Origin of the sequence: Novosphingobium sp. P6W, assembly GCF_000876675.2 — a bacterium.
Classification (GTDB): domain Bacteria; phylum Pseudomonadota; class Alphaproteobacteria; order Sphingomonadales; family Sphingomonadaceae; genus Novosphingobium.
Genome location: NZ_CP030352.1, coordinates 847,528 through 862,287, shown reverse-complemented (window position 1 = coordinate 862,287; position 14,760 = coordinate 847,528). Strand labels below are relative to the sequence as shown.

15 protein-coding genes are annotated in these 14,760 nt (G+C 65.5%); 4 read left to right on the top strand and 11 right to left on the bottom strand.

Annotated features, from left to right (window positions below):
• Window positions 1-2 precede the first annotated feature (2 nt).
• The 3 genes from truB to TQ38_RS04350 are packed head-to-tail and all read right to left on the bottom strand — an operon-like array spanning window position 3 to window position 2,059.
• Entirely contained in the window at window positions 3-908 is a 906-nt protein-coding gene (gene truB / locus TQ38_RS04360; protein WP_043972016.1) for a tRNA pseudouridine(55) synthase TruB, read from the bottom strand.
• Window positions 908-1,414, bottom strand: a complete 507-nt coding sequence (locus TQ38_RS04355; protein WP_043972019.1) for a DUF2239 family protein — start codon at window positions 1,412-1,414, stop codon at window positions 908-910. The genes truB and TQ38_RS04355 overlap by 1 nt, the downstream gene beginning before the upstream one ends.
• A gap of 54 nt (window positions 1,415-1,468) precedes the next feature.
• Window positions 1,469-2,059, bottom strand: a complete 591-nt coding sequence (locus TQ38_RS04350; RefSeq protein ID WP_043972021.1) for a thymidine kinase — start codon at window positions 2,057-2,059, stop codon at window positions 1,469-1,471.
• 123 nt (window positions 2,060-2,182) lie between these two features.
• On the opposite strand from TQ38_RS04350, the gene TQ38_RS04345 reads away from it, so the two are divergent.
• Window positions 2,183-3,886, top strand: coding sequence for a DUF1963 domain-containing protein (locus tag TQ38_RS04345; protein WP_043972024.1), 1,704 nt, complete (start codon window positions 2,183-2,185; stop codon window positions 3,884-3,886).
• 39 nt (window positions 3,887-3,925) lie between these two features.
• Here TQ38_RS04345 and rbfA read toward each other — a convergent pair whose 3' ends face one another.
• Entirely contained in the window at window positions 3,926-4,363 is a 438-nt protein-coding gene (gene rbfA, locus TQ38_RS04340) for a 30S ribosome-binding factor RbfA (RefSeq protein ID WP_043972025.1), read from the bottom strand.
• A 109-nt stretch (window positions 4,364-4,472) separates the two neighbouring features.
• On the opposite strand from rbfA, the gene TQ38_RS04335 reads away from it, so the two are divergent.
• Entirely contained in the window at window positions 4,473-4,802 is a 330-nt protein-coding gene (locus TQ38_RS04335) for an RcnB family protein (RefSeq protein ID WP_052505590.1), read from the top strand.
• A 90-nt stretch (window positions 4,803-4,892) separates the two neighbouring features.
• On the opposite strand, the gene TQ38_RS04330 is transcribed toward TQ38_RS04335, so the two are convergent.
• The 7 genes from TQ38_RS04330 to pspF all read right to left on the bottom strand — a co-directional run bounded on the left by TQ38_RS04330 (window position 4,893) and on the right by pspF (window position 13,496).
• Window positions 4,893-5,426 (bottom strand): DUF1697 domain-containing protein, encoded by a 534-nt coding sequence (locus TQ38_RS04330; protein WP_043972027.1) that lies wholly within the window; start codon window positions 5,424-5,426, stop codon window positions 4,893-4,895.
• Between the two features lie 499 nt (window positions 5,427-5,925).
• The gene (gene infB / locus TQ38_RS04325; protein WP_043972030.1) at window positions 5,926-8,766 is read right to left on the bottom strand and encodes a translation initiation factor IF-2; all 2,841 of its coding nucleotides are present in this window, start codon (window positions 8,764-8,766) and stop codon (window positions 5,926-5,928) included.
• Between the two features lie 22 nt (window positions 8,767-8,788).
• A complete protein-coding gene (locus tag TQ38_RS04320; RefSeq protein WP_043972033.1) occupies window positions 8,789-9,559 on the bottom strand; it encodes a DUF448 domain-containing protein in 771 nt (256 codons plus the stop codon).
• Window positions 9,540-11,162, bottom strand: a complete 1,623-nt coding sequence (nusA, locus tag TQ38_RS04315; protein ID WP_043972036.1) for a transcription termination factor NusA — start codon at window positions 11,160-11,162, stop codon at window positions 9,540-9,542. Before nusA ends, TQ38_RS04320 begins: the two co-directional genes overlap by 20 nt.
• 3 nt (window positions 11,163-11,165) lie before the next feature.
• Complete coding sequence (gene rimP / locus TQ38_RS04310) at window positions 11,166-11,738, bottom strand: ribosome maturation protein RimP (protein WP_043972039.1); 573 nt, start codon at window positions 11,736-11,738, stop codon at window positions 11,166-11,168.
• A 221-nt stretch (window positions 11,739-11,959) separates the two neighbouring features.
• On the bottom strand, window positions 11,960-12,340 hold the full coding sequence (locus TQ38_RS04305; RefSeq protein WP_043972040.1) for a hypothetical protein: 381 nt from the start codon (window positions 12,338-12,340) through the stop codon (window positions 11,960-11,962).
• A gap of 148 nt (window positions 12,341-12,488) precedes the next feature.
• Window positions 12,489-13,496, bottom strand: coding sequence for a phage shock protein operon transcriptional activator (gene pspF / locus TQ38_RS04300; protein WP_043972041.1), 1,008 nt, complete (start codon window positions 13,494-13,496; stop codon window positions 12,489-12,491).
• A 183-nt stretch (window positions 13,497-13,679) separates the two neighbouring features.
• On the opposite strand from pspF, the gene TQ38_RS04295 reads away from it, so the two are divergent.
• Both TQ38_RS04295 and pspA read left to right on the top strand, forming a co-directional pair.
• Window positions 13,680-13,889: a hypothetical protein gene (locus TQ38_RS04295; protein WP_043972043.1), complete on the top strand. Its 210-nt coding sequence runs from the start codon at window positions 13,680-13,682 to the stop codon at window positions 13,887-13,889.
• A complete protein-coding gene (gene pspA, locus TQ38_RS04290; RefSeq protein WP_043972046.1) occupies window positions 13,886-14,749 on the top strand; it encodes a phage shock protein PspA in 864 nt (287 codons plus the stop codon). Before TQ38_RS04295 ends, pspA begins: the two co-directional genes overlap by 4 nt.
• Window positions 14,750-14,760: the final 11 nt, after the last annotated feature.

Sequence of the window (14,760 nt, the reverse complement as noted above, 5' to 3'; positions counted from 1 at the left end):
ATTCACTCCGCGACATCAATGAGATTAAACCCCCTGGAAACGCGGACGTTTCCGTCCGAAAGCTCCACCAGCGCGACCGGGACAGTGCCCTCTTTCGCGCAGTAAAGCCCATCTTCATGAGGCATTCCGGTTAGAACACGGCCCTGTCGGACCGCCCTTGCCTGCTCCGGGTCGAGGTCGATGGCCGGGATGTCGTCCAGCCCCGCCTCCAGCGGCAAGAGTATCTGCTCAAGAGGCGCGCCCTTACCCACTTCGTTCAATTTGTCCAGCGGAATCGCCTGAGAGCCCTCGAACGGGCCGGCCTGGATGCGGCGCAGCATCGTCACCGTGCCGCGCGATCCCAACGCCAGCGCAATGTCGCGCGCCAGGCTGCGGATGTAAGTCCCCTTGGAAACTTTGGCCCTGAGGGTCGCGCCCTCCTGCGCATCGAAGGCGTCCATCCCCAGTTCGTGGATAGTGACGCTGCGCGATTTCAGCTCCACCTCGACACCGGCCCGCGCCAGGTCATAGGCACGCTCGCCATCGACCTTGAGCGCCGAATAGGCGGGCGGCACCTGCTCGATCGGTCCGGTGAAGCGCGCCAGCACGGCCTCGACCTCAACTTGCGAGGGCTGCACGTCGCTCTCGGCGACGACTTTGCCTTCAAGGTCCAGGGTATCGGTCTGCGTCCCGAAGCGGACGGTGAACAGATAGGTCTTTGTGGCATCGAGCATTCGCCCGGCCAGCTTGGTCGCCTCACCCAGCGCAATGGGGAGCACGCCCGAGGCCAGCGGGTCCAGCGTGCCGCCGTGGCCCACCTTGACCTTCTTGCCATACCCCGCCTCGCGCAGGTTGCGCTTCACGGCGGCCACCGCCTGCGTCGAGCCAAGGCCGATGGGCTTATCGAGAATGATCCAACCATGCGGCATCAAAAGGTATCCTTCGGCCACGCCAGACGGCGGGCATGTTCTGCCACGGCGCTGGGCCATAGCACGCACAGGGCATCGAAATTGTCGCGGTCCCCGGCGTAGAGCGCGCGGGTTGCTTCTTCATAGCCGGGGCGGTCGCCCGCCATGACGGTGAGGAAGCGGCAGGCGGCGTCGAGGCATTCGCGCTCACTGCGGCCGCTGCGCATCGCCGCCTCGGCCAGCTTGCGCAAGGTGACGGACGCACCGCCGGGCTGCGCGGACAGCCATTCCCAGTGCCGGGGCAGCAAGGTGACCTCGCGCGCTTCGACGCCAAGTGCCGGGCGGCCGCGCGGGCGCGGCGCTACGGGCTCTGCCAGGTCGAGATCGACCTGACGGCCGGTGTCATCGTCGAAAGCAAGCAGATCACCGCTGCGGGCCAGCGGGCCGAGATCGCGCAAAGCCGCCGCGAAATCGGCGGGCGATCCACGGGCGATCACGTCGTCCTTGTAGAATACGGTAACGGTCATCGCGCGGCTTATATTTACCCGGATGAAACAGTCAATGCACCCGGATAAAAACAACTATCGCCCCAGCGCCTCGCTGAAATGGCGGCGACACAGGGCGACGTAGCGGTCGTTGCCGCCAATCTCGGTCTGGGCCCCTTCGCTGACGGCGCGGCCGGTTTCGTCGACGCGCAGGTTCATCGAGGCCTTGCGGCCGCAGTGACACACCGCCTTCAGTTCGACGAGACTGTCGGCAATGCCCAGCAGCACGGCGGCGCCGGGGAACAGTTCACCCCGAAAATCGGTGCGAAGACCGTAGCACAGGACGGGAATGCCCACCTTGTCGGCGATGTCGGCGCATTGCCACACCTGCTCCGGCGTGAGGAACTGCGCCTCGTCGACCAGCACGCAGGACAAGGGCTGGGCGGCATGAGCGCTGCGCACCTGCTCGCACAAGTCAGTGCTACCGACGAAGCGGTGCGCCCCGGCGTGCAGACCGATGCGGCTTTCGATCGCGTGTCCAGTGCCGAGGTCGGCGCTGCGGTCGTCGATCGCGGCGGTCCACAGCATGGTACGCATGCCGCGCTCGCGGTAGTTGAAGTCCGCCTGCAGCAGCGTGGTGGATTTGCCTGCGTTCATGCTGGCATAGTAGAAGTAGAGCTTGGCCATCGACGCTGGGGATAACACCCCACCGGACACCGCGCACTGTCTTACATGGGCTTCTCCCCGGCTGGATTGCCCCTAACAATCCAAAGTCGGGAGGAGTACCGAGAGCATGAAGCGGGAGTGGGCATGAAGAGACTGATCGCGGTGATGGCCTGTTTCACGATGCCTGCGGCCGTGGCCTTCTATGTGGCGCTGGCACCGTTCGGAGGGGCCCTGTCCCCTCTCGACGCGGGTGCGGAGCGGATTTCCGCCGCGCTGGGGCAAAGCAACGTCATTCCGGCATTGCTGGTACTGGGCTTGGTGCTGGCCTTGGTCGCCGCTTTCGCCCTGCGCCGCCGCGAAGATCACACGGGGGGCGAGGGTGAGCCCGGCGCCCCGCCCGCCTGGACGCCTGAGCCGCTACCCACCTCCGGGAACCTCGCTACGGCGCCGGAGCCGGAGGCACACCCCGATGCCCGGATCGCCAATTTGCGCCGCCGCGCCTTCTCCGGCAGCCAGGCGCCTGCCGAAGCCGCGCCTTTGCCGGAAGCGCCCGCACCGTTCCCGGTTTCTCCGTTCCCGGCCTCCCCGTTCCCGGAACAGGCGCAGGCCCTGCCTGCCCCCGTCATTCTCGTGCGCAAGCCGCGCGAGCGTACCCGCGACTGGTTCGCCGACAGTAGCTGGCTGGGCGGCCTGCCCCGCCTCGGCGGCATGGCCTGGCCGCGCGGCACGGACGGACTGCCGCTGCCCTTCATCGCCCAGATCGATCTGGTCGAACTGGCCTTCGCCTGCCCGGACACCCCGCTGCCGCGCACCGGCTCGCTGGCCTTTTTCCTAGGCGCCGGCGCGGTTGTCCCGGTGCCTGAGGGCGCGCACGACTTCACCGATCCGCCGCATGACCTGGCCCCCGCCTTCGAGGAGGGCGGCTATCCCTTCCCGGCCACGGTAAACCGCCTGACCCGCTGGTTTTTCCCGTTCTGGCCGGTGCAGCTGCTCGCGCTCGATCTCCCCGAAACCCTGCGCGATTATCACGATACCTTGCGCGAAGCTGCGATCGAGCAGGCCATGGCCGTGCAGCTTGACCGCCACGCCCCGCTTCGCGATCACCCCTTCTATGCCGCAGGTGTCGGTGCGCCCGTGGAAGCACTGTGGTGGCATTCGGTGATCCACCTCGCCGACCAGCTTCACGAAGCGCTCGCGGCCTGCGCGCGGCCCCTGGCGGCCCACCGCGCCGCGCTCGACCAGAAGCGGGCGGCGTTCGAACAGCTGCGCCGCGATCCGCAGGCAGGGCCAGATGCGCTCGAACATGCGCAGGAGGCGGCGGACTATCTCGCCGACGAACTGGGCGCGATGGAGGAACAATCCGCCGCGCTTCCCGAGATGGTGGAGGCGCTGGACCAGTTCGTCGCCGGGCGCGATCCCTGGCAGCAGCTTGAACCGGCGGAACTGGACATCGTCGCGGATATCCTGGCCGAAGTGCATGAACGCTTCGGCGAACTGGTGCGCTATCATGCGCCCGGATCGTTGGCGCAACTGGCCACGCTTTCGCTACGGGCCATGGTCTCCGGCCCGCCCGAGACCTTTGCGGCCTTGCCTGACGACGTTCTGGCCCGCATCAACCGCGATTACCGCCTGCCCCCGGTCGACCAGCATCAGATGTTCGGCCTTCCCGCCAGCCGTCTCGGCGCGCGCAGTCACCCTCGCAGCGACCTCCTGCTGCTGCAGTTGGGCTACGACGACATGATGGAATGGTGCTGGAGCGAGGCCGGGCTCTACCAGTTCTGGATCAGCGCCGAGGACGCGGCTGCCGGGAACTGGAACGCGGCGACGCTGACTTTCGAAAGCGACTGATCGCCCGGGCCCGCGCAGCGGACCTGACGATACCCCCGATCAGTCGTCCTCGGGCTCGGCGTCCGGTTCAGCTTCGGCTTCGCTCTGTGCGGCGAGATCCCGCTTCACGCGCGGATCGCTCAGCAGTGCATCGATACGGCTCGCCTCGTCGAAGGTTTCGTCGGCGCGGAACTGGATTTTCGCCGCGAACTTGAGCTTGAGGCGCTGGGCGACCTCGCGCTGGAAATAGGCCGTATTCGTGCGCAGGGCCTTGAGCACGACTTCCTCGTCCTCGCCCAGCAAGGATTTCACGAAGACCGCCGCCTGACGCAGGTCGGGCGTCATGCGCACTTCGGTGACCGAGACGGTATGCGTGCTCAGCGTCGCATCGTGGACCTGCTGGCGGGTCAGAATCTCGGAAATGACGTGGCGCACTTGCTCGCCCACCTTGAGGACGCGGACGGAGTGCTGTTCGGGAGTGCTGGGATTGCGTGCCATATTCTGGGTCCATTTGGATGCGTTGCGACAATTTGCAACAATTGATTACGGCTCGTCCCCGCCCCTTCGGCGTTATCTGGAATGGAACGAGACGTCAAAGGAGTGCCTGATGAAGAAGTTTGCCGCAGCCCTGATCGCAGCCGCCATGGTTGTCCCCACCCTTGCCGCAGCACCGGCGATGGCGCAGCCCATGCGCCATGACGACCATCGCTCCAGCAAGACGGTCGCGACCAAGAAGGTCACCTACAAGACCTTCCGCAAGGGCGAGCGGTTCGATCGCAACCGGGCTCGCAATTATCAGCAGGTCGATTATCGCCGGTATCGCAACGTGAAGGCGCCGCCGCGTGGCTATCACTATGTGCGCTCAGGCAACGACCTGCTGCTCGTCGGCATCACCAGCGGGATCATCTCGGCCGTCACGACCGGCATGTTCCGCTGATACCCACGCGCCTGATCCCGGTCCCGTGCCCCCCGGCGCGGCGGGACAGGCAACGGAAAGCGGCCGCTCTGCCGAGCGGCCGCCTTTCTTTTACATCTTCGCGAGAATACGCGCCAGCGACCGCACGTTGCGCGCGGTGGCCCGGCAGCCCAGCCGCCGTTCGATGAAGGCCCCGGTCAGCTTGGACGAACCCGCCCCGTCGACATAATCGACATAGAGCGAGCGCGGCCCCAGCGCGATCTTTTCCGGCCCGCGCGTCGAATGGTCGGCTACGAGCTTGTCGAAAGCGCCCTGTTCGGCCTGCCGTTCCAGGAACAGGGTATGGACGTAGTGATCCTGCCCGATCCCGGTGAAGGGATTCTCGTCGACTGCTGCCCGAACCTCGTCCCGGTTGCGCACCGCCGCGAACGTTTCGAGGTCAAAGCGATCGCGCATCATGTGGGCGAACAGGTCCTCCAACCCATCGGTGGGCCGCTCGTCGAAATCGAACAGGACGTTACCGCTGGCGACCACGGTTTCGACATTCTCGAATTCCTCCCGCTCGAAGGCATAGCGCAGGTCGGCCATCGTCAGGCGGTTGCCGCCGACATTGATCGAGGCGAAGAAGGCGCAGTAACGGGTCATCTGAAGTTCCGGTAAATGGTGGCCACGGATTAAATTCGTTACACCACCGCGCCCCGGCGGCGGCAAGGCGCGATGTGCTCCGAACTGCGCGTCTTGAAAAATGCGCTGATCGGCCGTATAAAAGCGATACTACAGTCGATACTTTCACATCACTGCCTGAGCCCGGACGTTGCAGCGTTCGGGCTCATCGCGTATTGGAGGCTGGTATTGCAGCACCAGCCTCCTCACCGGTTACTTGCGGCCTAGCTCGATGAGCTTGACCACCAGTTGCAGCAGAGCGACCACGAAGGTCACCGCGCCCAGCACCAGAAACACTACAGTCTGCACATTCACATAACATCACCGCCTCTCCGTCGCAGGTCGCGACCGAAAAGGCATAGGCGGGCTACGTTAGCCGTGCCGAGTGAAACTTTACCCACATCCGAGGTATCCAAAAAAACGACCACCGCCGGGTCTCCCCGACGATGGCCGCCTTGTGTCTGCGTCAAGCCTGGAAGGCTCAGCCGACGGTGCGCTCGCGCTCCGTGACTTCGAACACTTCGAGCATGTCGCCCGGCTTGATGTCGTTGGTGTCGGCCAGAACCACACCGCACTCCAGACCGGCGCGGACTTCGTCCACGTCGTCCTTGAAGCGGCGCAGCGACTGGATGACCGTCTTGGAAACGATGACATCCTGGCGCGTGAGACGGGCGTTGATGCCCTTGCGGATGTAGCCGTCGGTGCAAAGCAGACCAGCCGCCTTGTCCTTCTTGCCCGCCGGGAACACCTGCTTGACCTCGGCGCGGCCAACAACGGTTTCGATCCGCTCCGGACCCCAGATGCCGGCCATCTGCTTGGCGACTTCCGCCGTCAGTTCATAGATGATGTCGTAGTACATCATCGTCGTCTTGGTCTTCTCGAGCAGGCCGCGCGCCTTGGCGTTCGGACGGACGTTGAAGCCCACGATCGGCGCGCCGCTGGCGGCCGCCAGTGTCACGTCGGATTCGGTGATCGCACCGACGCCCGAGCTGAGGATACGGACCTTGATCTCGTCGTTCGACAGGTTGTTGAGCGCGGCGTTGATCGCCTCGACCGAACCCTGCACGTCGCCCTTGATGACCACCGGATACTCGATGACGCTCTGCTTGGCGGCCAGCGCCGAGAACATCGTCTCGATGTTGGTGGGCGCCGTCGCGGTGCGCTTGGCCGTGGCCTGCTCCTGACGGTAGGACGCGACTTCGCGCGCACGGCTCTCGTTCTCGACCACGGTGAGCATGTCACCCGCCATCGGCACGCCGCTGAGGCCCAGGACCTCGACCGGCATGGACGGCAGGGCTTCCTTCACCTGACGACCCTTGTCGTCGAGCATGGCACGAACACGGCCGCTCTCGGTGCCGACGACGAGAATGTCGCCGACGCGCAAGGTGCCGCGGTTGACCAGCACGCTGGCCAGCGGACCCTTGCCCTTGTCGAGCTTGGCCTCGATCACCGTGGCTTCCGCCTCGCGATCGGGGTTGGCGGTCAGTTCCATGACTTCGGCCTGGAGCAGGATCTTCTCGATCAGTTCGTCCAGACCCTTGCCGGTCTTGGCCGAAACTTCCACGTCCTGGACGTCGCCCGACATGTCCTCGACCACGATCGAGTGCTCGAGCAGACGCTCACGCACCTTCTGCGGGTTCGCTTCGGGCTTGTCGCACTTGTTGATCGCGACGATCATCGGCACGCCTGCGGCCTTGGTGTGATTGATGGCCTCGACCGTCTGCGGCATGATGCCGTCATCGGCCGCAACCACCAGCACCACGATGTCCGTGACGTTGGCACCGCGCATACGCATCTGCGTGAAGGCGGCGTGGCCAGGGGTATCCAGGAAGGTGACGAGGTCGCCGCCCTTGGTCTTGATCTGGTAGGCGCCCATGTGCTGGGTGATGCCGCCGGCCTCGCCGCGCACCACGTCGGTGCCGCGAAGGGCGTCCAGAAGGCTGGTCTTGCCGTGATCGACGTGGCCCATGATGGTGACCACCGGAGCGCGCGGCTTCAGCGTTTCCTCGGCGTCGACGTCGGTCGTGGTGTCGATGTCGACATCGCTTTCCGAGACGCGCTGGATGTTGTGGCCGAATTCCTCGACCAGCAGCTCCGCCGTGTCATGGTCGATCGTCTGGTTGACGGTGACCATCATGCCCAGCTTGAAGAGCGACTTCACAAGGTCGGCGCCCTTCTCGGCCATGCGGTTGGCGAGTTCCTGGACGGTGATCGCATCAGGCACGATCACGTCGCGGACCTGTTTCTCGCGCTGCTGCTGGCGGCCGCCGTAGCTGCCGCGGCGCTCCTTTTCACGCGCACGCTTCAGAGCGGCGAGCGAACGGGCGCGGGCGCCCTCGTCGTCGTTCAGGGCGCGGGTGACGGTCAGCTTGCCGGACTGCCGGCGATCGCCGCCGACGGCCTTGCCGCGCTCGCCGGGCTGGGCCGGACGGGCAGGAGCGGCAACTGCGCCCTTCTTGGCGTCGGGACGCTTGGCGGCAGCACCGGCACCGGTCGTCGCGGCGGCGGTCGAACCCGTCGCGGCGGCAGCGGTCAGGCCGGCAGCAGCAGCCGTGGCGGCGGCAGGCTCGGGCTTGCGCGGCTCGGGGCGGGCAACCGGGGTGAAGCGGCGGGCAACCGGGGTAAACGCGCGGGGCGCCGGAACCGGGGTGGGCTCAGGCGCTGCGGCAACGGCAGGGGCCGGCTCGGCAGCCTTGGCGACAGGCGCAGCTTCGGCAGCAGGCGCTGCTTCGGCGGGCGCCGGAGCGGGAGTTGCTTCGGCCACGGGCGCAGCGGTTTCGGCGGCAGGTGCCGGAGCGGCCTCTGCGGCGGGTGCTTCTGCGACAGGCGCGGCAGCAACCGGCTCAGCCGGTGCTTCGGCGACGGGAGCGGGAGCCGGGGCGGGAGGAGCCGAAGCTTCCTGCTCGGCGCGGCGCGCGTCTTCGACGCGGCGCTTCTCTTCTTCCATCGCGCGGACGCGGTTTTCCTGGTCGCGGCGGTTGTTCTCTTCCTGCGACGACAGGCGATCTTCCTCGGCCTCGCGCTGGAGGCGGGCAACGCGCTCCTGCGGGGTCTCATTGGAAGGCACCGAACGCTTGACCACCGGCGGCGGCGCGGGACGCTGCGGCGCAGGAGCAGGCGCTGCGGCCACAGGCTCGGGCGCGGCCGCCTCGACGGCGCCGCCTTCACCGGGCTTGCCGATCAGCTTGCGGCGCTTCACCTCGACCACCACCTTGTTGGTGCGGCCGTGGCTGAAGGTCTGCTTGACCTCACCCGCTTCCACCGAGCGCTTAAGCCCAAGCGGCTTGCGGCCCAGGGTCGGTTTGTTGTCGGTCTCGCTCATAATTCTCGTCTTCGCCCTTCGGTCAGTTCGTCGTAACGGAGGCGGCCGGTGCCGCTCCGCTGCCATCATCCATGTCGGTCGCGCTCAAGTCCCCTTGAGGGGTTTCCCGGCTGCCGGTTTCCATGGCGATGTCTTCGCCCGAAACCTTACCCTGGAAATGCAGTAGGCGCTGGAGCTGCGATGCGACTCGCGTCGCTGCCCCGCGATCATTCAGCGCCAAGTGTACGACGTTGTCGCGGCCCAATGCCACAGACAGCGCCTCCCGGTCCAGTGGCAAGCGCGTGCCCCTGAGACCCGATCCTTCTTCGTCGCGCCCGACCCGCCATGCCTGGTCGAGCTTGCGCGATCCGTCGACGCTGGCGTCGGCGGCATGGGCAAGCCATTCGACCCGGCCCTCACGCGCATTTTGCGCGATGCGGTCCGAGCCCATGAGCAGCCTGCCCGATTTGAGTTCAAGCCCCAGCCGGTCGGTCAGCGAACGCGTCAGCGCGTTTTCGATCCTGTCGGCGAGGTCTTCGGGAATGGACAGCGATGCGCCTTTATAGGCGCGCGCCAACGCTCCCTTAAGTTTGCCCTTCGAGAGCGCAATTTCAAGAGCATCGCGAGAAACGCCGATCCACGCGCCGCGCCCGGGGGCACGCGCGTGGACGTCCGGGAGCACCAGACCGTCCGGCGAAATCGCCAGACGGACGAATGCGTCCCGCGCAGCTTTCCCGCCGGAGAGGATGCAAGTCCGCTCCGCCGCGTTGCCATCGATGTCGGAGCTTACGCGTTCATTGCGAGGAATCCGCATCGGCGGCCTCCTCAGCTTGCGGTTCTTCGTCGAACCAGTGCGCGCGCGCGGCCATGATGATTTCGTTGCCCTGTTCTTCGTTCAGGCCGTACTCGCCCAAAACGCCGCCCTTGTCTTCGTCACGCGCGGCGCGGCGATTGACGGTGCCGTCACGGCGGCGCTGCTCGGTGCGCTTCTTGGCGATCAGTTCGTCGGTGGCGAGATCGGCCAGGTCGTCGAGGGTCTTGATGCCCGCCTTGCCCAGCACGACCAGCATGGCTTCGGTGAGGTGCGGCAGTTCCGCCAGCGCGTCTTCGACGCCAAGACCACGGCGGGCCTCGCGGCTCGCTTCTTCGCGGCGCTCAAGCGCTTCGAGCGCACGGCTCTGCAGTTCCTCGCCGAGTTCCTCGTCGAAGCCTTCGATCGCGGCCAGCTCGTTGATGTCGATGTAGGCCACTTCCTCCAGCTCGCTGAAGCCTTCGGCCACCAGCAGCTGCGAAAGGGTCTCGTCGACGTCCAGCTCTTCCTCGAACATCTTCGAGCGCTCGACGAATTCCTTCTGGCGCTTCTCCGAGGATTCCGCCTCGGTCATGATGTCGATCTGCGAGCCGGTCAGCTGCGAGGCCAGACGCACGTTCTGGCCGCGGCGGCCGATCGCCAGCGAAAGCTGGTCATCGGGCACGACGACTTCGATGCGGCTTTCTTCCTCGTCGATGACGACGCGGCTGACGGTCGCGGGCTGGAGCGCGTTGACCACGAACGTCGCGGTGTCCTCGCTCCAGGGGATGATGTCGATCTTCTCGCCCTGCAGTTCCTGCACGACGGCCTGAACGCGGCTGCCCTTCATACCGACGCAGGCACCGACCGGATCGATCGAGCTGTCGTTGCTGATGACGCCGATCTTGGCGCGCGAACCCGGATCGCGGGCAGCGGCCTTGATCTCGATGACGCCGTCATAGATTTCAGGGACTTCCTGCGCGAAGAGCTTCTTCATGAAGTCCGGGTGAGCGCGGGAAAGGAAGATCTGCGGACCGCGGTTCTGGCGCTCGACACGCATCACCAGCGCGCGAACGCGCTCGCCGACGCGGGCGGCTTCGCGGGGGATCTGCTGGTCGCGGCGGATCACGCCCTCGGCGCGGCCGAGGTTGACGATCACGTGGCCGAACTCGACCGACTTGATGACGCCGGTGATGACTTCGCCGGCGCGGTCCTTGAATTCTTCGAACTGACGGTCACGCTCGGCGTCGCGGACCTTCTGGAAGATCACCTGCTTGGCCGACTGCGCGTCGATACGGCCAAGGTCCACCGGAGGCAGCGGGTCGACGATGAAGTCGCCGATGGCGGCGCCCTTCTGCAGCTTTTCGGCCTGCTTGAGGTCGACCTGCTTGAAGTAGTCCTCAACCTCTTCGACGACCTCGACGACGCGCCACAGGCGCAGGTCGCCGGTGCGCGGATCGAGCTTCGCGCGGATGTCGTTTTCGGCGCCGTAACGGTTGCGAGCCGACTTCTGGATGGCTTCTTCCATCGCCTCGATGACGATCGACTTGTCGATCATCTTCTCCGATGCGACGGAATTCGCGATCGCGAGAAGCTCGGCGCGGTTGGCGGAAATCGCACTGGCCATGGCTTAGTCTTCCTGTTCCTCAAGAATGTCGTCTGCGCCGCTGGTATCCAGCGGGCGGCTTGCTGCGATCAGCTTGTCGGTAAGGATAAGCCGAGCCGATTGTACGTTTTCCAGCGGGAAGCTGACGGTGCCGGACTTTTTATCCGCAACCGTGACGATCTCGGCGCCCGCTTCACCCTCTATGCCGACAAGATCGCCGTGGAGGCCCTTGCGGTTGCCTTCGATCGGGGCGGCCAGGTTGACCTTGATCTCGTGTCCGGCCCAGTTGGCGTAATCCTTGGGACGGGTCAGCGGACGATCGATCCCCGGCGAGCTGACTTCGAGGCGATACGCCTCTTCGATCAGCATTTCACCGGCGGCTTCCAACACGTCCATCCGGTCGGAGATGCGGTGCGAAAGTGCCGCGCAATCGTCAAGCAGGAGCTGCCCGGTTGCCGGGTTCTCAGCCATGATCTGCAATGCGATCTCGTCGTCGCCGACCTCGCTCTTGCCGAAGACGCGCACACGCACGAGGTCCAGACCCAAGGCCTTGACCTCCGGTTCGATCACTTCGGTAAGACGCGCGATATCGACCAAACGAAACTCCAAATTGCTTATGCCCGCCCCGCCTGAGCGAACCGGGAAATGCCAGAGCTGCCACAACGCAGTTTCGCGCCGGCCCCTACCGGCGCCAGCCCGATCGTTGTTTCACCAATGACGGGATGAGGCGCAGATAGGCGCGATTCTGGAAAAAGGCAAGGGGGAGTTGGGGTACGCAAACAAGTCTGCGACTTCGGCAGCCTTCCCGGCCGATACCCCTAATCGAAGGTCTTCACCAAATCGACCGGCCTGCAGGCAGGGTCCGCTATCCAGCCGCCATGACGCATGAGGCCGACGGACATGAACCAGATCAGCGAGATCATCATCGCCAGCATCAAGCCCAGGACAGCCAGGACCATGGGGGGATAGGAGCCCGCCTGAAATGGCACCAGGAAACGAGGAAGCCCCCTGACGAAAACGGCGGCCGAAAACAGGATGAACACGGGCGCAAAAAATCGCCAGAAGCCATGCGGACCCATTGGCCGCGCAAATGCATAGCCCGTCAAACCGACCGCGGCGAGCGTGTCGATGCCATAGCGCAAAGCATCAAAGGACGTGGGATGTTTGAACAAGCCGCCAAATTCATATGGCAGCACCATTATCAACACCAGAACAGCAAAGGCCCGCCAGCCTCGGGATCGTTTCGATATCATAGCAAGCATGAGTGACGCGAGCGAGTGAAAAAACCGCTAAATTCACCGGCCGATGCCAGAGTTTTAATTTCACGGACCAGCAGTGCGGGCGAACTCAGCCCCGCCCTTGATGCAATCCATGCTTCTTGAGGCAGTGCCTAAGCTGATCGTACGTGAGCCCCAAAGCGCCCGCGACCTTGCGCTGGTTCCAGCGCAGGCGTTCCAGCGATTCCATCAGCAGGCCCCGCTCGTGCGCGTCCACCGCATCGCGTAGCGACCCGGACGGGGCCGGCGGCAATTCCGGTTCCGGACCAGGCAGCGCCGCCACTTCGACCGCGCCCTGCATGGCCCAGGCACTTGCGAAAGGGTCGAAGACTACCTCGCCTACAGGTCCGTTCTCGTCACCCCAGCGGTAGACCGCGCGCTCCACCACGTTGCGCAGTTCCCGGACGTTGCCTGGCCATTCGTAAGTTTCCAGCGCCGCCATCGCCGCTGCCGAGAAGCCCGGCCAGCGGCTCCATTCAAGCTCGCTGGCCATGCGGCGGCCATAGAAATCGGCGAGTTCGTAGACGTCGCCTTCGCGGGCGCGCAGTGGCGGCAGGGTGATGACCTCGAAACTCAGCCGGTCGAGCAGGTCGGCGCGGAAGGTGCCTTCGGCGGCCATGCGCGGCAGGTTGGCATTGGTGGCGGCAACGATGCGCACGTCCACGGTCACCGCGCGCGAAGAACCGATGCGCACGACCTCGCCGTACTCAACCGCGCGCAGCAGGCGTTCCTGCGCCGCCATCGACAGGTTGCCCAGTTCGTCAAGGAACAGCGTGCCCCGATCCGCCTCCTCGAAGCGCCCCGCCCTCGCGCGGGTGGCGCCGGTGAAGGCGCCGGCCTCGTGACCAAACAGTTCGGCCTCGATCAGCGTTTCAGGCAGCGCCGCGCAGTTGAGAGTGACCAGCGGCTCGCCCCAACGGGGACTGAGGTGGTGCAGGCGCTGGGCGATCAGTTCCTTGCCGGTCCCCCGCTCCCCGATGACGAGGACGGGGCGGCGCACGGCAGCGGCACGGCTGGCCCGCTCCACCGCGTCGAGGAAGGCCGTGGACTGGCCGATGAATTGGGCTTCTCGCTCCATTCCCAAGAGTTAGCGAAATTTCCCATTCATTGGCAATTCATTTTCGTCGCAACATCGCGACATTCTGGAAGAAGCGCGGATTTATGCCGTCTGTGCAGTTTGGCACGGTCGTTGCGATAGGCTTTGCGCTGCCGGAGCGAACGCCCTGGCAAGACAAGTTCAGGTCCACGAGGAAACGCCGCCATGTCATCGCATACCGCCAGCACCGCACCCCAGCAGGTCCGCCCCGCGCCGATGCGTTCGACTTTGGCACGCACCCGCCTGGACTGGGCGATCATCGCCAGCCTCCTGGCGATGGGCGCGTTCAACCTCTATGTCATGGCCGACCAGTTCGGCACCAAGGCCTATGCCTCTCCGGTGAAGACCCATGCCTGCGGAGCGCCGCTCGCATGAGCAGGCTCGACGCGGAGATCGAAATTCTCCAGAATCCACGCGAGGGCGGCCGCCCGAACCAGGCCCGCCGCTTCGACGCTTTCGAATATGCCGGCGACCATGCCACTATGGCCCGCCGCCCGACTTTCATCCGAGGAACCACCGCCATGGGCATCTTCTCCCGCACCCGCGACATCGTCGCCGCCAACTTCAACGACCTGCTCGACAAGGCGGAAGATCCGGCGAAGATGATCCGCCTCATCATCCTGGAAATGGAGGAAACGCTGGTCGAGGTGCGCACCAGCAGCGCCCGCACGATCGCCGACCAGAAGGAACTGCGCCGTCACGTCGGCAAGCTGGACAAGCTACAGGCCGACTGGGCCGACAAGGCGCAGCTCGCGCTGTCCAAGGGCCGCGAAGACCTCGCCCGCGCTGCGCTGATGGAGCGCAAGAAGGCCGCCGACATGGCCGAGCAGCTGTCCGCCGAGACGCTGGTGCTCGACGATGCGCTGCGCGCCTACGAGCTGGACATCGAGAAGCTGCAGACCCGCCTGCGTGAAGCCCGCAGCCGCCAGTCGTCCATCGCCGCCCGCTTGCAGAGCGCCGAGAATCGCGTCAAACTGCGGACCTTGCTGTCGAGCGAGCGCGTGGACGAAGCCATGGCCCGGTTCGACCAGCTGGAACGCCGGGTGGACTATGCGGAAGGCCGCGCCGAGGCGATGAGCCTCTCCGACCATCGCCAGCCCAGCCTTGCCGAAGAAATCGCCGCGCTGGCGGATGGCGACACCATCGACGCCGAACTGGCCGAGATGAAGCGCGCCATGGGCCAAGACCAGAGCGCCGCCGGTACTTCGACCGGCAAGACTTCGACCGAACAGTAACGCCGGCCTAC